Source organism: Pseudomonas sp. ASL3 (assembly GCF_056680425.1).
Window position 1 is genome coordinate 956,977 of sequence record NZ_CM155281.1, and the last position, 20,767, is coordinate 977,743.

A 20,767-nucleotide genomic window follows, 5' to 3' on the forward strand; every position below is an offset into this window, starting at 1 on the left:
GGGCGCGTATCATACATGAAATGCTGGTCAGTTCGGTTCGGACTGACCAGCGTAGAGCGCGCGATAGTTAATAGTGTCGGTGTCAAGGGTGGCAGCCGTTACAGCGTGGCGAATCAGCCGCGCAGCATCGGGTAAAGCTCTTTAAGTAGCTTGCGACGGCTGATGACCAATTGCCAGCGGTGACCGCCCAGCTGTCGCCATAATCGTGCTGAGCGGATGCCGGCCAGCAGCAAGGCGCGAATTTTCGACGCGTTGCTCGGTTGCTGCAGGTTGCGCATGTCGCCGTGAACCTGGATTCGTTGGCGTAACGTGCTTAGTGTGTCTTGATAAAGCGCACCGCTGGCGGCGATCACGTTGTCGTGAACCAGGCCGAAATGTTCCACCTGCTGCTTGATCTGTGGCAAACGTTTACCGATCACCTCAAGCAGGTCGTCACGCTTGGCCAGTTTACGCTCGAGGCCCAGCATCGACAGGGCATAGCGCAACGGCTCGCGTTGCAGGGTCGTTGGGTCACGCTCCAGCGCGCTGATCAGCGAGCGATAGCCCTCGCGCAGGTTCAGGTCGTCGCCGCCGTAGACGTCCAGCGTATCTTTGGGGTCCAGTACCAGCAGGCTGCCCAGCATGCAGCCGAGCAGCGCCTCATTGGCCTGGCCGGTCTTGGCGATCTTGTCGACCAGCACTGCCGCCTGGAATACACCGCCCAGGGCGACCAATTGTTCTTGCGTCGGAGTCATCAGCGCTTGTCCTTGCTGTGCCAGGGCTCGGCCACTTCGATGACGCCGCCGCCCAGGCAGATTTCGCCGTCGTAAAACACCACGGACTGGCCCGGTGTCACCGCACGCTGGGGGTCGTCGAACGTGACGCGGTAGCCTGTGGCCGTTTGCTCGAGCGTGCATTTCTGGTCGCTTTGGCGATAACGCACTTTCGCGGTCAGTCGGCGTGGGCTGCTCAGGTCGATCGGATTGACCCAATAGATCTCCGATGCGATCAGTGCCTGGGAGAACAGCCATGGATGGTCATTGCCCTGGCCGACGATCAGTTCGTTGTTTTCCAGGTCCTTGATCAGTACGTACCACGGGTCTTCGCTGGCATCTTTCAAGCCGCCGATGCCGAGCCCTTGGCGTTGGCCAATGGTGTGATACATCAGGCCGTGGTGATGGCCGATGACTTCACCTTCGGTGGTCTTGATCTCCCCGGGCTGAGCAGGCAGGTACTGCTTGAGGAAGTCGCTGAAGCGACGCTCGCCGATAAAGCAGATGCCGGTGGAGTCTTTTTTCTTGGCGGTGGCCAAGTCATGCTTTTCTGCGATGGCGCGTACGGCAGGCTTCTCCAGCTCGCCGACCGGGAACAGCGTCTTGGCGATCTGTTCGCCGCCCACGGCGTGCAGGAAGTAGCTCTGGTCCTTGTTCGGGTCCAGGCCTTTGAGCAGTTCGGTACGGCCGTCGATGTCGCGGCGACGCACGTAGTGGCCAGTGGCGATCAGATCGGCACCGAGCATCAAGGCGTAGTCGAGGAACGCCTTGAACTTGATTTCGCGGTTACACAGGATGTCCGGGTTCGGCGTGCGTCCGGCCTTGTATTCGGCCAGGAAATGCTCGAACACGTTGTCCCAGTACTCGGCGGCAAAGTTGGCGGTGTGCAGCTTGATGCCGATTTTGTCGCAAACGGCCTGAGCATCGGCCAGGTCTTCGCGGGCGGTGCAATAGTCGGTTCCATCGTCTTCTTCCCAGTTCTTCATGAACAGGCCTTCCACCTGATACCCCTGCTCGATCAGCAGAAGGGCAGAAACGGAAGAGTCAACGCCGCCGGACATGCCGACGATAACGCGCGTCTTTGCTGGATCGTGGGGGGCTGGATCACGCATAGGGATTCGATGTGTGTCTGTAAAAAGGACGCGATTCTAACAGGCTGTCGGCGCCAAGGCTAAAGAGGTATTTAATCACGGATCAGGTCCAGGTCGTGCAGAGGCCCGGCGAGGTAGTCGTCGACGCAGCGCAGGACCAACTCACTGCGCCAGCGCTCGGGCTGGGCGATCAGTTCATCGCGGCTTAACCAGAGAGCGCCGACAATGCCGGTGTCCAGGCTGCGTTGCGGGTGATGTCGAAGAGGTCTGGCGACAAAGCACACTCGCTGATACGTCACGCCGTTACTCGGCGCGGTATACAAGTAGACACCTACGACGCCAGTGAGCTCGACATCCCAGCCGGTTTCTTCGAGGGTTTCGCGGACAGCGGCCTGGCGCAAGGTTTCGTTGGGTTCCAGATGGCCGGCGGGTTGGTTGAGCACCAGCTGTCCGCTTTTAAGCTCCTCGACCAGTAAGAAGCGCCCTTGGTCTTCGACAATCGTGGCGACGGTGATATGGGGATGCCAATCCATATAAATGTCCTGTAAAAAAGTCCCAGAGGCAGAAACCCCGGCACATGGCCGGGGTTTCTGATGGTCTGGCGCGGTAAGGCGCCCGGCCGGTTGCGCCTTACACGAGTGCGGCGATCGCAGCGTTCAAGGTGTGGCTAGGGCGCATCACTTTGGCCGCCAGAGCCGGGTCAAAGGAGTAGTAACCAACGATGTCTACCGGTTTGCCCTGAACAGCGTTGAGTTCGGCAACGATAGTCGCCTCGTTGTCGGTCAGGTTTTTTGCCAGCGGGCTGAATTGCGCTTGCAGGGACGCATCTTCAGTTTGCGCGGCCAGAGCCTGGGCCCAGTACAGCGCCAGGTAGAAGTGACTGCCGCGGTTGTCGATGTTTCCTACTTTGCGCGAAGGTGATTTGTTGTTGTCCAGGAATTGACCGGTTGCCTGGTCAAGCGTACTGGCCAATACCTTGGCTTTCGGGTTGTCGTAGGTATTGCCCAGGTGCTCGAGAGAGGCGGCCAGGGCCAGGAACTCACCCAGCGAATCCCAGCGCAGGAAGTTTTCTTCGAGCAACTGCTGAACGTGCTTGGGAGCCGAACCACCTGCGCCCGTTTCAAACAGACCGCCACCGCTCATCAGTGGCACGATCGACAGCATTTTGGCGCTGGTGCCCAGTTCCATGATTGGAAACAGGTCGGTCAGGTAGTCGCGCAATACGTTGCCGGTGACCGAGATGGTGTCCTGACCCAGGCGAGTACGCGCCAAGGTGAAGGCCATCGCGTCGACTGGCGACATGATGCGGATGTCCAGGCCCGAAGTGTCCTGATCTTTCAGATATTTTTGGACTTTCTCGATCACCACGCCGTCATGGCTGCGCATCGGATCAAGCCAGAACACGGCCGGGGTGTTGCTGGCGCGTGCGCGGTTGACGGCCAGTTTGACCCAGTCCTGGATCGGCGCGTCTTTGGTCTGGCACATGCGCCAGATGTCACCGGCTTCGACGTTTTGCTGCATCAGCAGGCGACCTTGGCCGTCGGTTACCCGTACTACGCCGTCAGCCTTGATTTCGAAGGTCTTGTCGTGCGAGCCGTACTCTTCGGCTTTTTGAGCCATCAAGCCAACGTTTGGCACGCTACCCATGGTGGTCGGATCGAATGCGCCGTGCTTTTTGCAGTCTTCCAGGACAGCCTGGTAGATGGTGGCGTAGCAGCGATCCGGGATGACAGCCTTGGTATCTTGCAGCGCGCCTTCGGTGTTCCACATCTTGCCCGAGTCACGGATCATCGCCGGCATCGAAGCGTCGACGATCACGTCGCTCGGTACGTGCAGGTTGGTGATGCCTTTGTCGGAGTTGACCATCGCCAGTGGCGGACGTGTGGTGTACACGGCCTGGATGTCGGCTTCGATCTGGGCTTGTTGCTCGGCAGGCAGTGCCTTGATGCGGGCGTACAGGTCGCCGATACCATTGTTCAGGTTGAAGCCGACTTCTTTCAGTGCAGCGGCGTGCTTGGTCAGCGCGTCTTTGAAGTACTCGGCAACGATGATGCCGAACATGATCGGGTCGGAGACTTTCATCATGGTGGCTTTCAAGTGTACTGACAGCAGCACGCCTTGTTTTTTCGCGTCTTCGATTTCAGCGACGATGAAGCTACTCAGCGCTTTTTTGCTCAGGGTCGCGCAATCGATGATCTCACCAGCCTTTACGGTGGTTTTTTCTTTCAGGACCGTCGTGGTGCCATCTTTGGCGACCAGTTCGATTTTAACGGCGTCAGCGGCTTCGATCAGGGCTGATTTTTCGGTGCCGTAGAAGTCGCCGCTGGTCATGTGTGCCACGTGCGACTTCGACTCTGCGCTCCAGGTGCCCATTTTATGCGGGTGCTTGCGCGCGTAATTCTTCACCGACAGCGGTGCGCGACGATCAGAGTTGCCTTCGCGCAAAACCGGGTTGACTGCGCTGCCCTTGATTTTGTCGTAGCGGGACTTGGCTTCCTTGTCCGCGTCGCTGGTCGTTGCTTCCGGGTAATCCGGTATGTCAAAGCCGCTCTCTTGCAGTTCCTTGATGGCTGCTTTGAGCTGCGGAACCGAGGCGCTGATGTTAGGCAGCTTGATCATGTTGGCTTCTGGCGTGGTGGCCAGGGTGCCTAGCTCGGCGAGATGGTTCGGCACTCGTTGGTCGGCGTCAAGGTTCTCGGGGAAGCTTGCGAGAATGCGGCCGGCGAGAGAAATATCGCGGGTTTCGACCGAGATATCGGAAGATGCAGTGAAGGCTTCGATGATGGGGAGTAGCGAGTACGTGGCGAGTGCAGGGGCTTCATCGGTGAAGGTGTAGATGATTTTCGAGCGGATGGACATTTTCGGGAAACTCTCTTCTTTGCTGAGCGTGCACAAAATCTCGAGATGCGCAGGTAGGCGCTTTCGTCCAAAGTCATCAATGAGCCGAAAGTCGAGGGTTCGTCGCGGTGATGTTGAGTGCATCAATAGAGCGTCAAGCGGTTGAACTACGGTAATAGCCCAGCCTGCTCGAGGGTTGAAAGTCTTGATCCAGACGGCTCGACCCTCAGTGACTCATTGGTCACTCGGGCAGTATAACATTGGTCTTATGGATTAATACGATAGTAGTGGGTGCCGGTCGTAGTACGAGAGGCTGGATATTGGCCATTGGTCGGTGTTTCCAGAGCGTTGCCCAGAGGCTGGCGAACGATCTCCGCTGGCCTTGTGCCAAGCGTTCAGGCGGCAAGCGCGCTTCTTGTTGTCCGGCTTGTTGGTTGGGAAGAATACTGTGTCGCTTATCGACCAATGGACCATTTGGTTCCAGTCCTGAACTGGGGTACGCTCGGCAACCATGATGTTTAATCACAAACGGAGTGCAGCATGGGATACCAGAAGATTCAGGTTCCAGCAGTCGGCGACAAAATCACCGTCAACGCAGACCATTCTCTAAACGTGCCGAACAATCCAATCATCCCCTTCATTGAAGGTGATGGTATTGGCGTCGACATCAGCCCAGTCATGATCAAGGTTGTTGATGCTGCTGTTAAGAAGGCTTACGGCGGCGAGCGCAAGATTTCCTGGATGGAAGTCTACGCTGGCGAGAAGGCCACTCAAGTCTACGATCAGGATACCTGGCTGCCTCAGGAAACCCTGGACGCTGTCAAAGATTACGTCGTTTCCATCAAGGGCCCGCTGACCACTCCAGTCGGCGGCGGCATCCGTTCCCTGAACGTTGCCCTGCGTCAACAGCTCGACCTGTATGTTTGCCTGCGCCCAGTGCGTTGGTTCGAAGGTGTGCCTAGTCCGGTCAAGAAGCCAGGCGACGTCGACATGACTATCTTCCGCGAAAACTCCGAAGATATTTATGCAGGTATCGAGTGGAAAGCCGGCTCTCCGGAAGCGATCAAGGTCATCAAGTTCCTCAAAGAGGAAATGGGTGTTACCAAGATCCGTTTCGACCAGAATTGCGGTATCGGCATCAAGCCGGTTTCCCTGGAAGGCACCAAACGTCTGGCGCGCAAGGCTCTGCAGTATGTAGTCGATAACGACCGCGACTCGCTGACCATCGTGCACAAAGGCAACATCATGAAGTTCACCGAAGGTGCCTTCAAAGAGTGGGCCTACGAAGTGGCTGCTGAAGAATTCGGCGCTACCTTGCTCGATGGCGGTCCTTGGATGCAGTTCAAGAACCCGAAAACCGGCAAGAACGTTATCGTTAAAGACGCCATCGCCGATGCCATGCTTCAGCAGATCCTGCTGCGCCCGGCCGAATACGACGTGATCGCGACGCTGAACCTGAACGGTGACTACCTGTCCGACGCCCTGGCTGCTGAAGTTGGCGGTATCGGCATCGCCCCAGGCGCCAACCTGTCCGACACCATTGCCATGTTCGAGGCTACCCATGGCACTGCACCGAAGTACGCTGGCAAAGACCAGGTGAACCCGGGTTCGCTGATCCTGTCCGCTGAAATGATGCTGCGTCACATGGGCTGGACCGAAGCGGCTGACCTGATCATCAAGGGCACCAACGGCGCAATCTCGGCCAAGACCGTGACCTATGACTTCGAACGTCTGATGGACGGCGCTAAACTGCTGTCTTCTTCCGCGTTCGGCGACGCCCTGATCTCTCACATGTGAGCTGATCGGCGCTAAGCAAAACCGGCCAGTTCAAATTGATTGAACTGGCCGGTTTTTTTTCGGCTGGCTTTTGGTATGACGGTTTGAGGGTGGGCGGCTCAGACGGTCATATTCAGCGGATTATGGGTCAGGTTCGAGGCATCAACAGGGCGGGAAGTCTGGGTTTCGCTCGCTGCTTTGATTTCTACAGCGTGCATCCCTTTGGGGCCCTGGATGATGTTGAAAACGACGGACTGACCCGCTTTCAGGGTCTTGTAGCCTTCCATCGTTATCGCCGAGTAGTGGGCGAACAGGTCATCATCGGGTTTGCCGTCCTCAACAATGAAACCGTAGCCTTTGGCGTTGTTGAACCATTTGACTTTTCCGTGCCTGGTGGGGGTAGTACTGCTGTTTGCCATGCTCACTTCCCTCTGCAAAGGACTCCGTCTGGAGTATGATCCACCTCATCCGCCGGACCGAAAAGAATTTGGTTGACTGCACGGACCCTTTTTACCCAATGTGGGTTCTATTGTTTGTAACACTGTTTTGCCGATAGTCAAGGTCATGCGGCAGTCCATTTAAAAACCGGTCAGACTGCGACTAAATTACTGAATCCGCCCACCTACGAACCTTTCTTTCCATGCATGCATTCAGCCAGATTCGACTAACATTCAATCAGGATCGTCCAGAGACGCACGACGATGGTGCCGCTGGTCTGGCGCTGAAAGAAGCCAAGCCAGCGTTGCAGGCGCCACCGATGTACAAGGTGGTTTTGTTTAATGATGATTACACACCGATGGATTTCGTCGTCGAAGTGCTCGAGGTGTTTTTTAACCTGAATCGCGAGCTGGCGACCAAGGTCATGCTGGCCGTCCATACAGAGGGACGGGCAGTATGTGGATTGTTTACCCGCGACATCGCCGAGACCAAGGCAATGCAGGTCAACCAATACGCCAGGGAAAGCCAGCATCCGCTACTCTGTGAGATCGAGAAGGACGGTTAACGCCGACCACTTGGGTATGAGGTGAAGCTATGTTAAACCGTGAGCTCGAAGTCACCCTCAATCTGGCCTTCAAGGAGGCTCGCTCCAAGCGTCATGAGTTCATGACGGTTGAGCACCTCCTGCTGGCTCTTTTGGATAATGAGGCTGCCGCGACCGTTCTGCGTGCCTGCGGCGCAAACCTCGACAAGCTCAAGCATGATCTGCAGGAGTTCATCGACTCCACGACACCGTTGATTCCCGTTCATGACGAGGATCGCGAAACCCAGCCAACCCTGGGCTTTCAGCGGGTGCTGCAGCGTGCTGTCTTCCATGTGCAGAGTTCGGGCAAGCGGGAAGTCACTGGCGCTAACGTGCTGGTCGCTATTTTCAGCGAGCAAGAAAGCCAGGCAGTGTTTCTGCTCAAGCAGCAGAGCGTTGCCCGGATCGACGTTGTCAACTACATCGCTCATGGCATCTCTAAAGTGCCAGGGCATGGCGATCACTCTGAGGGTGAGCAAGATATGCAGGACGACGAGGGCGGTGAGTCTTCTTCTTCAGGCAATCCTCTGGATGCCTATGCCAGCAACTTGAATGAGCTGGCTCGTCAGGGTCGCATCGATCCGTTGGTCGGGCGCGAGATGGAAGTCGAGCGCGTGGCGCAGATTCTGGCGCGTCGTCGCAAAAACAATCCACTGCTGGTCGGTGAGGCCGGGGTGGGTAAAACCGCCATTGCCGAAGGTCTGGCCAAGCGTATCGTCGACAGTCAGGTGCCTGACCTGCTCGCCAACAGTGTGGTGTATTCCCTCGATTTGGGCGCTTTGCTGGCCGGGACCAAATATCGCGGCGATTTCGAGAAGCGCTTCAAGGCGTTGCTCAATGAATTGCGCAAACGTCCTCAGGCAATTCTGTTCATTGATGAAATCCACACCATCATCGGTGCCGGTGCAGCTTCCGGTGGCGTGATGGATGCGTCCAATCTGCTCAAGCCGCTGTTGTCTTCGGGTGATATCCGGTGCATCGGTTCGACGACCTTCCAGGAATTCCGCGGGATCTTCGAAAAAGATCGGGCGTTGGCGCGGCGTTTCCAGAAAGTCGACGTGTCCGAGCCATCGGTTGAAGACACCATAGGCATCCTGAGGGGCCTCAAGGGGCGTTTCGAGCAGCATCATGGTATCGAGTACAGCGACGAGGCATTGCGCGCTGCTGCTGAGCTGGCATCGCGTTATATCAATGATCGGCACATGCCGGACAAAGCCATTGATGTGATCGACGAGGCGGGGGCTTACCAGCGCCTGCAACCGCTCGAGAAGCGCGTGAAGCGCATCGAAGTGGCCCAGGTCGAAGATATCGTGGCCAAGATCGCGCGTATTCCGCCTAAACACGTCAACAGCTCCGACAAGGAACTGCTGCGTAACCTCGAGCGCGACCTCAAGTTGACCGTATTTGGTCAGGATGCAGCGATCGATGCGTTGTCGACGGCAATCAAATTGTCGCGCGCAGGTCTGAAATCGCCGGATAAACCGGTCGGCTCGTTCCTGTTTGCCGGTCCTACCGGCGTCGGCAAGACCGAAGCAGCCCGCCAGTTGGCCAAGGCACTGGGTATCGAGTTGGTGCGGTTCGACATGTCTGAGTACATGGAACGCCATACCGTCTCGCGCTTGATCGGTGCGCCGCCAGGTTACGTCGGGTTCGATCAGGGCGGTTTGCTGACCGAGGCGATCACCAGGCAGCCGCATTGCGTACTGCTGCTCGATGAGATCGAGAAGGCGCATCCGGAAGTCTTCAACCTGCTGTTGCAGGTGATGGATCACGGTACGCTGACCGATAACAATGGGCGCAAAGCGGACTTCCGCAATGTGATTGTGATCATGACCACCAACGCCGGTGCGGAAACCGCGGCGCGGGCATCGATTGGCTTCACTCATCAAGATCACTCTTCCGATGCAATGGAAGTGATCAAGAAGAGCTTTACGCCAGAATTCCGCAACCGTCTGGACACCATTATCCAATTTAGTCGCCTCAGCCATGAGGTCATTAAAAGCGTGGTGGACAAGTTCCTTACCGAACTGCAGGCGCAACTGGAAGACAAGCGTGTGCTGCTTGAAGTGACTGATGCCGCCAGAACCTGGTTGGCAGAAGGTGGCTACGATGCGCAGATGGGTGCACGACCAATGGCTCGTTTGATCCAGGACAAGATCAAGCGTCCGCTGGCTGAAGAGATTCTCTTTGGCGAGTTGGCCGAGCACGGTGGTGTAGTGCACATCGACGTCAAGGACGGGGAAATGACCTTCGACTTCGAGACAACGGCAGAAATGGCCTGAGCCAAAACAAAAAGCCCTGCATTCCACTGAAAGGTGGGGTGCAGGGCTTTTTTGTGCCCGCGCGAGGGGACTGATTTATTTTCAGCGCTTCATCGAAAATCAATCTGTCCCGCTGTTGAGGTCGGGGACAGATTGATTTTTCAAAGAGCGCGAAAAATAAATCAGTCCCCTTCGGGCACACAAAAACGCCCGGCAGATGCCAGGCGTTTTTGTTAAGACCTGTTAGCGGGCGCGGTAAGTGATACGCCCTTTGGTCAGGTCGTAGGGCGTCATTTCGACGCGCACTTTATCGCCGGTAAGAATACGGATGTAGTTCTTACGCATTTTGCCGGAAATATGCGCGGTGACGACATGTCCGTTTTCCAACTCCACACGAAACATGGTGTTGGGCAGGGTGTCGACGACAGTGCCTTCCATTTCCAAGCTTTCTTCTTTCGACATGCAGTAAAAGCCCTCGGTATCCAATGAATGGCCCGGTGCAACTGCGCCAGGCAAAAGCGGCGTGCATTGTGCCCGAAAAATAGGGGTTAAGCCAAGGCTTCAATAAAGAGTGACCCATCTCTGATTTGTCAGCAGCTCAATCGGGCGATATTGGGTTTTGTAATTCATCTTTTTGCAGTTCTTTATCCAGTACCCCAGGTAGACCGCATGGAGCTGCAGCCGGGCGGCCTCGCCGATCTGCCAGAGAATCGCGTAGCGGCCCAGACTGCGGCGTTCTTCGCTCGGTTCGTAGAAGGTGTAAACCGCTGAAAGACCGTTCGGCAGAAGGTCGGTGACGGCCACTGCCAGCAAGCGCTCGCCGAGGCGAAATTCGTAGAATCTGGAGAAGGGCAGATCCCGTACCAGAAAAGTTGAAAACTGATCTCGGCTGGGGGGGTACATGTCGCCATCGGCGTGCCGTTGTTCGATATAGCGCTTATACAGGTCGAAGTATTCTTCGCTGAACCGTGGCTGGGCCGGGCGTACCTGCAAGTCGGAATTGCGCTTGAAAATGCGTTTTTGCTGGCGGTCCGGTACGAACAGTCCTACCGGGATGCGCGCAGGAACGCACGCGCTGCAATTCTGGCAGTGAGGCCGATAAAGATGGTCGCCGCTGCGGCGAAAGCCCATGTCGGAAAGATCGGCATACACCTGTACATCCATCGGCTGGCTAGGGTCCAGAAACAGCGTTGTCGCCTGTTCCTCTGGCAAATAGCTACAGGAATGGGGTTGAGTGGCATAAAACTTAAGCCGCGCCAGCTCGGTCATGATCAACCCTCGGATAAAACCTTTAGTAAGAGTGTATGTCAGCCTATGAAACTCGCCTAGGTAACCAGTCGGCGATATTGGGCTGATCCAGATGCTCGCGAAGGTAGTGGGCGAACGTTGTGCGCGCAATGGCTCTGGCGCCGAAGCTGTGCAGATGTTGGGTCGGCATTTGGCAGTCGATCAGCACGAAGCCCCAGGCGGTCAGGCGCTCGACCAGCGTCGCAAAGCCGACTTTCGAAGCGTTGTCCGCCCGGCTGAACATGGACTCGCCAAAAAACAGCCGGCCTATTGCCAGGCCATAAAGCCCTCCGACCAAAATGCCTTGCTCCCAGACTTCCACGCTATGGGCGTGGCCACGTCGATGAAGCTCAAGGTAGGCCGATTGCATCGAGCCGGTAATCCAGGTGCCGTTGGCGTAGGTGCGTGGCGCAGCGCAGGCTTGAATCACCGCAGCGAAATTCTGATCGAAGGTCACCTGATAGCGCTCTTGGCGCAATACTTTGCCCAGACTACGCGAAATGTGCAGCTCTTCAGGAAAAAGCACCGTTCGCGGATCGGGCGACCACCACAGAATCGGCTGTCCCTCCTCAAACCAGGGAAAGCAGCCATGCCGATAGGCCTGGATCAAGCGGTCGGCGGACAGGTCGCCACCTGCGGCGAGCAAGCCGTTAGGCTCGCGCATGGCTTTTTCCAGTGGCGGGAATGTCAGGGTATTGCGTTGTAACCAGGTCAACATGGCATCAGGACTTAACGAAAGGGGAGGGCGGAACAAGCGGCTGTTGCAACTCTACGTTGTCGATGTGGTCGTAGACGATCTCGTTGAAGAAACGTGGGGCGGATTTGTATGACAAGGCGTTGTAATCGACGGCTTCAACATCTGACAGCGCAGTACCCGGATGTTTGATGTTGCTCATGAAACACCCCATAAGTCTTTGTCACAAAAGACAATGCATGCTCAAATTGAGCCGTTCGATCGGCGCTTGAAGATATGCTACACCCAAGCCAGACTAGCGTGGCATCGGCCGTGCAAACCCGTACAATGCCGACTTTATTGGCGTATTTTCAAGTTCTCGTCCGAGTGAGAAGCAAAAGCAGTCGTTGTTTTATTCTTACCGGACGCTAGAGCGTAGTATTTCGTAGTCAATCATTAGATGTTCGCGCTAAGGCGCAGGAAAAGAAGCGTTTTGAAGAAATCCACCGTAGCACCTAGCCCCGTTCCGCTGTGGCGTCAGCAATTGCACTACCGGCTCAAGGAAGGTGCGCTGATTGCCTTTGGCGCCCTGTGCCTGTATCTGATGATGGCGTTGTTGACCTATGACCAGGCCGATCCCGGCTGGAGCCATACCAGCAATGCCCAGCAGGTACAGAACGCTGCGGGCCGCGCTGGCGCATTCTCGGCCGACATACTGTTCATGGTGCTAGGCTATTTCGCGTACATATTCCCGCTGTTGCTGGCGATCAAGGCATTTCAAGTTTTCCGTCAGCGCCATGAGCCGTGGCAGTGGAGCGGCTGGCTGTTCTCCTGGCGCCTGATCGGTCTGGTGTTCCTGGTGCTGTCCGGTGCGGCCCTGGCCCATATCCATTTTCACTTCACTGCGGGCCTGCCGGCATCGGCCGGCGGTGCGCTGGGCGAAAGCCTGGGCGATCTGGCGAAAAACGCGCTGAATATCCAGGGCAGTACGCTGCTGTTCATCGCCTTGTTCCTGTTTGGTCTGACAGTTTTCACCGACCTTTCCTGGTTCAAGGTGATGGACGTCACAGGCAAGATCACCCTGGACCTGTTCGAATTGTTCCAGGGCGCCGCCAATCGCTGGTGGACAGCCCGTAGCGAGCGCAGGCAGATGGTTGCTCAGTTGCGTGAGGTCGATACCCGCGTCAGTGAAGTGGTGGCGCCTGTCGCCCCGGATCGTCGGGAGCAGGCCAAGGCCAAAGAGCGTTTGATCGAGCGCGAACAAGCCCTCAGCAAACACATGACCGAGCGCGAAAAACACGTGCCCGCCGTGATTGCCCCCGCACCGGCGAAAGTGCCGGAACCGAGCAAGCGCGTGCAGAAAGAGAAACAGGCGCCCTTGTTCATCGACAGCGCGGTGGAAGGTACCTTGCCGCCGATTTCGATCCTTGATCCGGCCGAGAAGAAAAAACTCAATTACTCCCCTGAATCGCTGGCTGCCGTCGGTCACCTGCTGGAAATCAAGCTCAAGGAGTTTGGTGTGGAGGTCACAGTCGACTCCATTCATCCAGGTCCGGTGATCACGCGCTACGAAATTCAGCCGGCAGCCGGGGTCAAGGTCAGCCGAATCTCCAACCTGGCCAAGGATCTGGCGCGTTCGCTGGCCGTGACCAGTGTGCGTGTGGTTGAGGTGATCCCCGGCAAGACCACCGTGGGTATCGAGATCCCCAACGAAGACCGGCAGATCGTGCGTTTCTCCGAAGTGTTGTCCACGCCAGAGTACGATGACGCCAAGTCGCCAGTGACCCTGGCACTGGGGCATGACATCGGCGGCCGGCCAGTGATTACCGACCTGGCGAAAATGCCACACCTGTTGGTGGCCGGTACCACCGGTTCCGGTAAATCGGTGGGGGTTAACGCCATGATCCTGTCGATCCTGTTCAAGTCGGGCCCGGAAGACGCCAAGCTGATCATGATCGACCCGAAGATGCTGGAACTGTCGATCTACGAAGGCATTCCGCATCTGCTGTGCCCAGTGGTCACCGACATGAAAGACGCGGCCAACGCCCTGCGCTGGAGCGTCGCCGAGATGGAACGGCGCTACAAGCTGATGGCGAAGATGGGCGTACGTAACCTGTCGGGCTTCAACCACAAGGTCAAAGAGGCTCAAGACGCCGGCACGCCGCTCGAAGATCCGTTGTACAAACGCGAAAGCATTCACGACATAGCGCCGCTGTTAACCAAATTGCCGACCATCGTGGTGGTGGTGGACGAGTTCGCCGACATGATGATGATCGTCGGTAAAAAGGTCGAAGAGCTGATCGCCCGGATCGCCCAAAAAGCCCGGGCAGCCGGTATCCACTTGATTCTCGCCACCCAGCGTCCTTCGGTGGACGTGATCACCGGTCTGATCAAGGCCAACATCCCGACGCGCATGGCGTTCCAGGTGTCGAGCAAGATCGATTCCCGGACCATCATCGATCAGGGCGGCGCCGAACAATTGCTCGGCCATGGTGACATGCTGTACATGCCGCCCGGCACCAGCCTGCCAATCCGTGTCCATGGCGCTTTTGTGTCCGACGATGAGGTCCACCGCGTCGTAGAGGCGTGGAAACTGCGAGGCTCACCTGACTACAACGAAGACATTCTGGCGGGCGTTGAAGAGCCTGGTAGTGGCTTCGACGGCGGCAGCGAAGGTGCTGAAGACAGCGAAAGCGATGCGCTGTATGACGAAGCGGTACGTTTCGTCCTGGAAAGCCGTCGCGCTTCCATTTCCGCGGTACAGCGCAAGCTGAAGATCGGTTACAACCGTGCCGCCCGAATGATCGAAGCGATGGAAATGGCGGGCGTCGTGACGTCCATGAACACCAACGGCTCGCGTGAGGTCATTGCGCCGAGCCCGGTACGCGACTGACCCGAACAGCGTGGCAATACGCTGTTCGGACTTCACTGAATTCAAAGAGGACTCCCATGCGACTTATCCGCATGCTGTTGGTATCTGCACTGGCTTTTTCCGCTATCCCGGCCCATGCCGATGGCAAGGACGTCGCGCGACTCACCCAATTGCTTGAAAAATCGCAAACCCTGACCGCCCGGTTTTCTCAACTGACACTGGACGGCAGCGGCACCCAATTGCAGGAAACAGCCGGCGATATGTCGTTGCAGCGTCCCGGCCTGTTTTACTGGCACACGGATGCCCCTCAGGAGCAACTGATGGTCTCCAACGGGAAAAAAGTCTCGTTGTGGGATCCGGATCTGCGACAGGTGACGATCAAGACCCTCGACCAGCGTCTGACCCAGACACCGGCGCTGCTGCTGTCTGGCGATGTGTCCAAGATCAGCGAAAGCTTCGACATCAGCGCCAAGGAAGCCGGCGGTGTGATCGACTTCATACTCAAGCCCAAGACCAAGGACACGCTGTTCGACAGCCTGCGTCTGTCTTTCCGCAACGGCATGATCAATGACATGCAACTGATCGACAGCGTCGGCCAGCGCACCAATATTCTGTTCACAGGGGTAAAAGCCAACGAGCCAATCCCGGCGAGCAAGTTCCAGTTCGTAATCCCGAAAGGCGCTGATGTCATTCAGGAATAAGAGGTTTTAACCGCGGCCCATGGATTTGTTTCGTAGTGACCCGATAGCTCAACCCCTGGCTGCGCGCCTGCGTCCGGCCAACCTGGACGAGTACGTCGGTCAGGAGCACCTGCTCGCGCGCGGTAAGCCTTTGCGCGAAGCGCTGGAGCAGGGCGCCTTGCATTCGATGATTTTCTGGGGCCCGCCGGGCGTCGGTAAAACTACCCTGGCGCGGCTGCTGGCGAAAGTCTCCGATGCGCATTTCGAAACGGTCTCGGCAGTGCTGGCCGGGGTCAAGGAAATCCGTCAGGCGGTCGAAATCGCCAAGCAGCAGGCAGGGCAATATGGTCGTCGCACCATCCTGTTTGTCGACGAAGTGCACCGTTTCAACAAGTCGCAACAGGACGCGTTTTTGCCCTATGTGGAAGACGGCACCTTGATTTTCATCGGTGCGACCACTGAAAACCCGTCCTTTGAATTGAACAATGCCTTGCTCTCCCGTGCACGGGTCTACGTCCTGAAAAGCCTCGACGAAGCGGCGCTGCACAAGCTGGTGCAGCGCGCGCTGACCGAAGAGCGTGGCTTGGGCAAGCATCAGCTGAGCCTGAGCGACGAAGGTTTCAAAATGCTCTTGGCCGCCGCTGATGGTGACGGTCGGCGCTTGCTCAACCTGCTGGAAAACGCCTCCGACCTGGCCGAAGACGGCAGCGAGATCAGTCTCGAACTGCTGCAAAGCCTGCTTGGCGACAGTCGTCGTCGGTTCGATAAGGGTGGCGAAGCGTTTTACGATCAGATTTCCGCGCTGCATAAATCGATTCGCGGCTCCAACCCTGACGCCGCGCTGTACTGGTTCGCGCGGATGATCGATGGCGGTTGCGATCCGCTGTACCTGGCCCGCCGTGTCGTACGCATGGCCAGTGAAGACATCGGCAATGCCGACCCTCGCGCGCTGACGTTATGCCTGTCGGCGTGGGATGTGCAGGAACGCCTGGGCAGCCCCGAAGGTGAGCTGGCAGTGGCGCAAGCCATCGTTTATCTGGCTTGCGCACCGAAAAGCAACGCCGTGTACATGGGCTTCAAGGCAGCAATGCGCGAGGCGACCGAGCATGGTTCGCTGGAAGTGCCTCTGCACTTGCGCAATGCCCCGACCAAATTGATGAAGCAGCTCGGCTACGGCGAAGAATATCGGTATGCCCACGATGAGCCCGATGCTTACGCCGCTGGCGAAGACTACTTCCCGGACAATCTTGAACCACGTCAGTATTACCAACCGGTACCACGCGGCCTTGAGCTGAAGATCGGGGAAAAGCTCAATCATCTGGCGGCGCTGGACAAGGTCAGCCCGCGCAAGCGGAGAAAGTAGTGATTCGATTGATTCTTGCAGTATCCGCGGGGGGTATCGCTGGTACATTATTGCGCTTCGCCACCGCCAACTGGATTTCGGCGAACTGGCCGCGCCACTTCTATACCGCAACGCTGGCCGTTAACATCATCGGCTGCTTGCTGATCGGTTACCTGTACGGACTGTTCCTGTTGCGTCCCGAAGTGCCGATCGAGATTCGTGCGGGCCTGATGGTAGGTTTTCTGGGTGGCCTGACGACGTTTTCATCCTTTTCACTGGATACGCTGCGCTTGCTGGAAAGCGGGCAGGTTCCGCTGGCCTTGGGTTATGCGGCCATCAGCGTATTCGGCGGGCTGCTCTCAACATGGGCTGGCCTGTCTTTGACCAAACTTTGATAGACGAGAGAACGATATGCTCGATTCCAAACTGTTACGTACCCAACTTCAGGACGTAGCGGATCGCCTGGCGTCCCGTGGTTTTACCCTGGACGTGGCTCGCATCGAAGCGCTGGAGAACCAGCGCAAGACCGTCCAGACCCGCACTGAACAGTTGCAGGCCGAGCGTAACGCCCGTTCCAAATCCATCGGTCAAGCCAAGCAGCGCGGCGAAGACATCGGGCCGTTGATGGCAGACGTCGAGCGCATGGCTGACGAACTGAGCGCTGGCAAGGTCGAGCTGGACAACATCCAGGCCGAGCTGGATGGGATGTTGCTGAGCATGCCGAACCTGCCGCACGAATCGGTTCCGGTTGGTGCTGACGAAGACGACAACGTTGAAGTCCGCCGCTGGGGCACACCGGCCGCGTTCGACTTCGAGATCAAGGATCACGTTGCACTGGGCGAAAAATACGGCTGGCTGGATTTCGAAACCGCTGCCAAATTGTCCGGCGCGCGCTTCGCCCTGCTGCGCGGCCCCATCGCTCGTCTGCACCGTGCATTGGCACAGTTCATGGTCAATCTGCACACCAGCGAACATGGCTACGAAGAGGCTTACACCCCGTATCTGGTGCAGGCGCCTGCGTTGCAGGGTACAGGCCAGTTGCCGAAGTTCGAGGAAGACCTGTTCAAGATCTCCCGTGAAGGTGAAGCAGATCTGTACCTGATCCCGACCGCGGAAGTGTCGCTGACCAATATCGTTTCCGGCGAAATTCTCGATCCGAAACAACTGCCGCTGAAATTTGTTGCGCATACACCCTGCTTCCGCAGTGAGGCTGGTGCATCGGGCCGTGATACACGCGGGATGATTCGTCAGCACCAGTTCGACAAAGTCGAGATGGTCCAGATTGTCGAGCCCAACCGGTCGCAAGCCGCGCTGGAAAGCCTCACCGGCAACGCCGAGCGCGTTCTGCAACTGCTGGAGCTGCCTTACCGCGTACTGGCCTTGTGCACCGGTGACATGGGCTTCAGCGCGGTCAAGACCTACGACCTTGAAGTCTGGATCCCGAGCCAGGACAAATATCGCGAAATTTCCTCGTGCTCCAATTGCGGTGATTTCCAGGCGCGGCGCATGCAAGCGCGCTGGCGCAACCCGGAAACCGGCAAGCCAGAGCTGGTCCACACCTTGAACGGCTCCGGTCTGGCCGTAGGTCGGACCTTGGTCGCGGTGCTGGAAAACTATCAGCAAGCCGACGGTTCGATTCGTATTCCTGAGGTGCTCAAGCCTTACATGGGTGGACTTGAGGTCATCGGCTAAATGGAATTCCTGCCGCTGTTCCATAACCTGCGTGGCAGTCGCGTACTGGTAGTGGGTGGGGGGGAGATTGCCTTGCGCAAATCACGCCTGCTCGCTGATGCCGGGGCGTTGCTGCGGGTTGTCGCACCTGAAATAGAAGCGCAGTTGTGCGAGTTGGTGGAGCGCAGCGGTGGCGAACTGATTTTACGTGGCTATAGCGAAAACGATCTCGATGGCTGCGTGCTGATCATCGCCGCCACCGATGATCAGCCGCTCAATGCACAGGTGTCGCACGATGCCCGGCAGCGTTGCGTGCCCGTCAACGTGGTGGATGCGCCGGCACTTTGCAGCGTGATATTTCCAGCCATCGTTGACCGTTCACCATTGGTGATTGCGGTGTCCAGTGGCGGTGATGCTCCGGTGCTGGCGCGGTTGATTCGGGCGAAGCTGGAAACCTGGATTCCCTCGACGTATGGCCAATTGGCTGGCCTCGCGGCGCGCTTTCGCACGGAGGTCAAAAACCTGTTTCCCGACGTGCAGCAGCGTCGGGCATTTTGGGAAGACGTGTTCCAGGGTCCGATCGCCGATCGTCAACTGGCTGGGCAGGGCGCTGAAGCCGAGCGTTTGCTGCTCGCCAAGATCAACGGCGAGGCACCCAACGCGCCGGGCGAAGTGTATCTGGTGGGAGCAGGGCCGGGTGATCCGGACTTGCTGACGTTCCGCGCCTTGCGGCTGATGCAGCAAGCCGATGTGGTGCTTTACGACCGCTTGGTGGCGCCCGCGATTCTCGAACTTTGCCGACGCGATGCCGAGCGGGTTTATGTGGGTAAGCAACGTGCCGATCATGCGCTTCCGCAAGATGAGATCAATCAGCAGTTGGTTGAGCTGGCCAAGCAGGGCAAGCGGGTATTGCGCCTGAAGGGCGGCGACCCGTTCATTTTTGGGCGTGGCGGCGAAGAGATCGAGGAGCTGGCGGCCCACGGTATTCCGTTCCAGGTAGTACCGGGCATTACCGCTGCCAGCGGTTGTGCAGCCTACGCCGGTATTCCGCTGACCCACCGTGATTACGCGCAATCGGTGCGCTTCGTCACCGGGCATCTGAAAGACGGCACCACGGACCTGCGCTGGGACGACCTGGTCGCACCTGCACAGACGCTGGTGTTTTACATGGGCCTGATCGGCTTGCCGATTATCTGTGAACAGCTGATCAAGCATGGCCGTTCTGCGGACACGCCTGCGGCGCTGATCCAGCAAGGCACCACGCCGAATCAGCGGGTGTTTACCGGTACATTGGCCAACCTGCCACAGCTGGTTGCGGAGCATAAAGTCCATGCGCCGACGCTGGTTATCGTCGGCGAAGTGGTCCAGTTGCGGGAAAAACTGGCGTGGTTCGAAGGCGCTCAGTCACAGGTCTAGCATTTCAATCCGTGCCTTGAACATCCGCGTTTGCGGGTGATCAAGGTAGCGTCTTCTCTCAAGCAGCGACCCAGATGCCGCGCCCCGTCAGGCGTTCGCGATCATGGCCTGCATCAAGATTCAACGCGGGACCTTTTGGCACGATACCGGTCGGGTTGATGGTGCGGTGACTGGCGTAGTAGTGGTGCTTGATGTGCTCAAAATCCACGGTTTCGGCAACGCCTTCCCACTGATACAACTCACGCAGCCAGTTGCTCAGGTTCGGGTAATCGGCAATCCGCCGCAGGTTGCACTTGAAGTGCCCGTAATACACGGCATCGAAACGCACGATGGTGGTGAACAGGCGCACGTCGGCCTCGGTCAGATATTCACCGGTCAGATAGCGATTTTTGCTTAGCAGCACTTCCAGCGAATCCAGTTCCGCAAACAACCCGTCGAAAGCCTGCTCGTAAGCGCCCTGCGACGTGGCGAAGCCTGCGCGGTAAACGCCGTTATTGATGGCCGGATAGATTCGATCGTTCAGTTCATTAATCGCAGGACGCAGCGACTCGGGATAGAGGTCCAGACGATTGCCCGTCAGGCCGTCGAACGCCGAGTTGAACATGCGGATGATCTCCGATGACTCGTTGCTCACGATGCGTTGTTCGTGCTTATCCCACAGCAGCGGCACGGTCACGCGGCCGGTGTAAGTGGCGTCATCAGCGGTGTAGCGCTGGTGAATGAAGTCGAAGTTGTCCAGTTTGTCGCCAGTAGAGCCGGTGGTCTTGTCGAAGGTCCAGCCGTTTTCCAGCATCAACCAACTGACCACGGACACGTCGATCAAGCTTTCCAGGCCCTTGAGCTTGCGCAGGATCAGGGTGCGATGGGCCCATGGGCAGGCGAGGGACACGTACAGGTGGTAGCGGCCAGCTTGTGCGGCGAAGCCACCTTCACCGCTCGGGCCGGGTTTGCCGTCAGCGGTGATCCAGTGGCGGCGTTGCGCGTTTTCACGTTGGAAGGCGCCGTCGTTGCTGCTTTCGTACCACTGGTCATGCCAGCGTCCCTCGACCAGAAGGCCCATGTCTGACTCCTAAGCTGTTTAGCGTTG

The 20,767-nt window shown here is 57.6% G+C and carries 19 protein-coding genes; 9 read left to right on the forward strand and 10 right to left on the reverse strand.

Going from position 1 to position 20,767, the window contains the following annotated elements:
• Nucleotides 1–113: 113 nt before the first annotated feature.
• The 4 genes from hflD to AC1MEE_RS04330 form a co-directional block, all read right to left on the reverse strand.
• Nucleotides 114–734: a high frequency lysogenization protein HflD gene (hflD, locus tag AC1MEE_RS04315; protein WP_480414019.1), complete on the reverse strand. Its 621-nt coding sequence runs from the start codon at nucleotides 732–734 to the stop codon at nucleotides 114–116.
• Nucleotides 734–1,864: a tRNA 2-thiouridine(34) synthase MnmA gene (gene mnmA, locus AC1MEE_RS04320; protein ID WP_480414020.1), complete on the reverse strand. Its 1,131-nt coding sequence runs from the start codon at nucleotides 1,862–1,864 to the stop codon at nucleotides 734–736. The genes hflD and mnmA overlap by 1 nt, the downstream gene beginning before the upstream one ends.
• A 71-nt stretch (nucleotides 1,865–1,935) precedes the next feature.
• Complete coding sequence (locus AC1MEE_RS04325) at nucleotides 1,936–2,376, reverse strand: NUDIX hydrolase (RefSeq protein ID WP_480414021.1); 441 nt, start codon at nucleotides 2,374–2,376, stop codon at nucleotides 1,936–1,938.
• A 97-nt stretch (nucleotides 2,377–2,473) separates the two neighbouring features.
• Nucleotides 2,474–4,702 (reverse strand): NADP-dependent isocitrate dehydrogenase, encoded by a 2,229-nt coding sequence (locus AC1MEE_RS04330; RefSeq protein ID WP_480414022.1) that lies wholly within the window; start codon nucleotides 4,700–4,702, stop codon nucleotides 2,474–2,476.
• Nucleotides 4,703–5,221: 519 nt separating this feature from the next.
• Here AC1MEE_RS04330 and icd point away from each other — a divergent pair.
• Nucleotides 5,222–6,478 carry an NADP-dependent isocitrate dehydrogenase gene (icd, locus tag AC1MEE_RS04335; protein WP_480414023.1) on the forward strand — a complete coding sequence of 419 codons (1,257 nt, stop codon included), beginning with the start codon at nucleotides 5,222–5,224 and terminating at the stop codon, nucleotides 6,476–6,478.
• Between the two features lie 98 nt (nucleotides 6,479–6,576).
• Here icd and cspD read toward each other — a convergent pair whose 3' ends face one another.
• Nucleotides 6,577–6,876 (reverse strand): cold shock domain-containing protein CspD, encoded by a 300-nt coding sequence (gene cspD / locus AC1MEE_RS04340; RefSeq protein ID WP_480414025.1) that lies wholly within the window; start codon nucleotides 6,874–6,876, stop codon nucleotides 6,577–6,579.
• A gap of 221 nt (nucleotides 6,877–7,097) precedes the next feature.
• Between cspD and clpS the strand changes: the two genes are divergently transcribed.
• Nucleotides 7,098–7,460, forward strand: a complete 363-nt coding sequence (clpS, locus tag AC1MEE_RS04345; RefSeq protein ID WP_480414027.1) for an ATP-dependent Clp protease adapter ClpS — start codon at nucleotides 7,098–7,100, stop codon at nucleotides 7,458–7,460.
• Between the two features lie 29 nt (nucleotides 7,461–7,489).
• Nucleotides 7,490–9,760, forward strand: a complete 2,271-nt coding sequence (gene clpA, locus AC1MEE_RS04350; protein WP_480414029.1) for an ATP-dependent Clp protease ATP-binding subunit ClpA — start codon at nucleotides 7,490–7,492, stop codon at nucleotides 9,758–9,760.
• A gap of 222 nt (nucleotides 9,761–9,982) precedes the next feature.
• Here the strand turns inward: clpA and infA are convergent, their stop codons facing one another.
• From infA to AC1MEE_RS04370, 4 genes are all read right to left on the reverse strand, one after another.
• Complete coding sequence (gene infA, locus AC1MEE_RS04355; protein WP_480414030.1) at nucleotides 9,983–10,201, reverse strand: translation initiation factor IF-1; 219 nt, start codon at nucleotides 10,199–10,201, stop codon at nucleotides 9,983–9,985.
• Between the two features lie 99 nt (nucleotides 10,202–10,300).
• Complete coding sequence (locus AC1MEE_RS04360; protein ID WP_480414031.1) at nucleotides 10,301–11,008, reverse strand: arginyltransferase; 708 nt, start codon at nucleotides 11,006–11,008, stop codon at nucleotides 10,301–10,303.
• Nucleotides 11,009–11,051: 43 nt separating this feature from the next.
• Entirely contained in the window at nucleotides 11,052–11,744 is a 693-nt protein-coding gene (gene aat, locus AC1MEE_RS04365) for a leucyl/phenylalanyl-tRNA--protein transferase (RefSeq protein ID WP_480414032.1), read from the reverse strand.
• A gap of 4 nt (nucleotides 11,745–11,748) precedes the next feature.
• Nucleotides 11,749–11,922, reverse strand: coding sequence for a hypothetical protein (locus AC1MEE_RS04370; RefSeq protein ID WP_480414033.1), 174 nt, complete (start codon nucleotides 11,920–11,922; stop codon nucleotides 11,749–11,751).
• A gap of 237 nt (nucleotides 11,923–12,159) precedes the next feature.
• Between AC1MEE_RS04370 and ftsK the strand changes: the two genes are divergently transcribed.
• From ftsK to cysG, 6 genes are read left to right on the forward strand one after another with little or no spacing between them, the layout of a single operon-like run.
• Nucleotides 12,160–14,592: a DNA translocase FtsK gene (ftsK, locus tag AC1MEE_RS04375; protein WP_480414034.1), complete on the forward strand. Its 2,433-nt coding sequence runs from the start codon at nucleotides 12,160–12,162 to the stop codon at nucleotides 14,590–14,592.
• A gap of 56 nt (nucleotides 14,593–14,648) precedes the next feature.
• The gene (gene lolA / locus AC1MEE_RS04380; protein WP_480414035.1) at nucleotides 14,649–15,272 is read left to right on the forward strand and encodes an outer membrane lipoprotein periplasmic chaperone LolA; all 624 of its coding nucleotides are present in this window, start codon (nucleotides 14,649–14,651) and stop codon (nucleotides 15,270–15,272) included.
• A 19-nt stretch (nucleotides 15,273–15,291) separates the two neighbouring features.
• Nucleotides 15,292–16,614, forward strand: coding sequence for a replication-associated recombination protein A (locus AC1MEE_RS04385; protein WP_480414036.1), 1,323 nt, complete (start codon nucleotides 15,292–15,294; stop codon nucleotides 16,612–16,614).
• Nucleotides 16,614–16,988: a fluoride efflux transporter CrcB gene (gene crcB, locus AC1MEE_RS04390; protein ID WP_480414037.1), complete on the forward strand. Its 375-nt coding sequence runs from the start codon at nucleotides 16,614–16,616 to the stop codon at nucleotides 16,986–16,988. Before AC1MEE_RS04385 ends, crcB begins: the two co-directional genes overlap by 1 nt.
• A gap of 16 nt (nucleotides 16,989–17,004) precedes the next feature.
• Nucleotides 17,005–18,285: a serine--tRNA ligase gene (gene serS, locus AC1MEE_RS04395; RefSeq protein ID WP_480414038.1), complete on the forward strand. Its 1,281-nt coding sequence runs from the start codon at nucleotides 17,005–17,007 to the stop codon at nucleotides 18,283–18,285.
• Nucleotides 18,286–19,680: a siroheme synthase CysG gene (gene cysG, locus AC1MEE_RS04400; protein WP_480414039.1), complete on the forward strand. Its 1,395-nt coding sequence runs from the start codon at nucleotides 18,286–18,288 to the stop codon at nucleotides 19,678–19,680.
• Between the two features lie 58 nt (nucleotides 19,681–19,738).
• Here cysG and AC1MEE_RS04405 read toward each other — a convergent pair whose 3' ends face one another.
• Nucleotides 19,739–20,740 carry a glutathione S-transferase family protein gene (locus AC1MEE_RS04405; protein WP_480414040.1) on the reverse strand — a complete coding sequence of 334 codons (1,002 nt, stop codon included), beginning with the start codon at nucleotides 20,738–20,740 and terminating at the stop codon, nucleotides 19,739–19,741.
• Nucleotides 20,741–20,767 lie beyond the last annotated feature (27 nt).

What these genes read in the sequence shown, in the direction of transcription:
- clpA (WP_480414029.1), top strand. Translation starts at nt 7,490, where the DNA reads ATGTTAAACCGTGAGCTCGAAGTCACCCTCAATCTGGCCTTCAAGGAG.
- icd (WP_480414023.1), top strand. Translation starts at nt 5,222, where the DNA reads ATGGGATACCAGAAGATTCAGGTTCCAGCAGTCGGCGACAAAATCACC.
- cysG (WP_480414039.1), top strand. Translation starts at nt 18,286, where the DNA reads ATGGAATTCCTGCCGCTGTTCCATAACCTGCGTGGCAGTCGCGTACTG.
- AC1MEE_RS04325 (WP_480414021.1), bottom strand. Translation starts at nt 2,376, where the DNA reads ATGGATTGGCATCCCCATATCACCGTCGCCACGATTGTCGAAGACCAA.
- hflD (WP_480414019.1), bottom strand. Translation starts at nt 734, where the DNA reads ATGACTCCGACGCAAGAACAATTGGTCGCCCTGGGCGGTGTATTCCAG.
- AC1MEE_RS04360 (WP_480414031.1), bottom strand. Translation starts at nt 11,008, where the DNA reads ATGACCGAGCTGGCGCGGCTTAAGTTTTATGCCACTCAACCCCATTCC.
- ftsK (WP_480414034.1), top strand. Translation starts at nt 12,160, where the DNA reads ATGTTCGCGCTAAGGCGCAGGAAAAGAAGCGTTTTGAAGAAATCCACC.
- infA (WP_480414030.1), bottom strand. Translation starts at nt 10,201, where the DNA reads ATGTCGAAAGAAGAAAGCTTGGAAATGGAAGGCACTGTCGTCGACACC.
- AC1MEE_RS04330 (WP_480414022.1), bottom strand. Translation starts at nt 4,702, where the DNA reads ATGTCCATCCGCTCGAAAATCATCTACACCTTCACCGATGAAGCCCCT.
- AC1MEE_RS04385 (WP_480414036.1), top strand. Translation starts at nt 15,292, where the DNA reads ATGGATTTGTTTCGTAGTGACCCGATAGCTCAACCCCTGGCTGCGCGC.
- lolA (WP_480414035.1), top strand. Translation starts at nt 14,649, where the DNA reads ATGCGACTTATCCGCATGCTGTTGGTATCTGCACTGGCTTTTTCCGCT.
- mnmA (WP_480414020.1), bottom strand. Translation starts at nt 1,864, where the DNA reads ATGCGTGATCCAGCCCCCCACGATCCAGCAAAGACGCGCGTTATCGTC.
- AC1MEE_RS04405 (WP_480414040.1), bottom strand. Translation starts at nt 20,740, where the DNA reads ATGGGCCTTCTGGTCGAGGGACGCTGGCATGACCAGTGGTACGAAAGC.
- AC1MEE_RS04370 (WP_480414033.1), bottom strand. Translation starts at nt 11,922, where the DNA reads ATGAGCAACATCAAACATCCGGGTACTGCGCTGTCAGATGTTGAAGCC.
- cspD (WP_480414025.1), bottom strand. Translation starts at nt 6,876, where the DNA reads ATGGCAAACAGCAGTACTACCCCCACCAGGCACGGAAAAGTCAAATGG.
- serS (WP_480414038.1), top strand. Translation starts at nt 17,005, where the DNA reads ATGCTCGATTCCAAACTGTTACGTACCCAACTTCAGGACGTAGCGGAT.
- clpS (WP_480414027.1), top strand. Translation starts at nt 7,098, where the DNA reads ATGCATGCATTCAGCCAGATTCGACTAACATTCAATCAGGATCGTCCA.
- aat (WP_480414032.1), bottom strand. Translation starts at nt 11,744, where the DNA reads ATGTTGACCTGGTTACAACGCAATACCCTGACATTCCCGCCACTGGAA.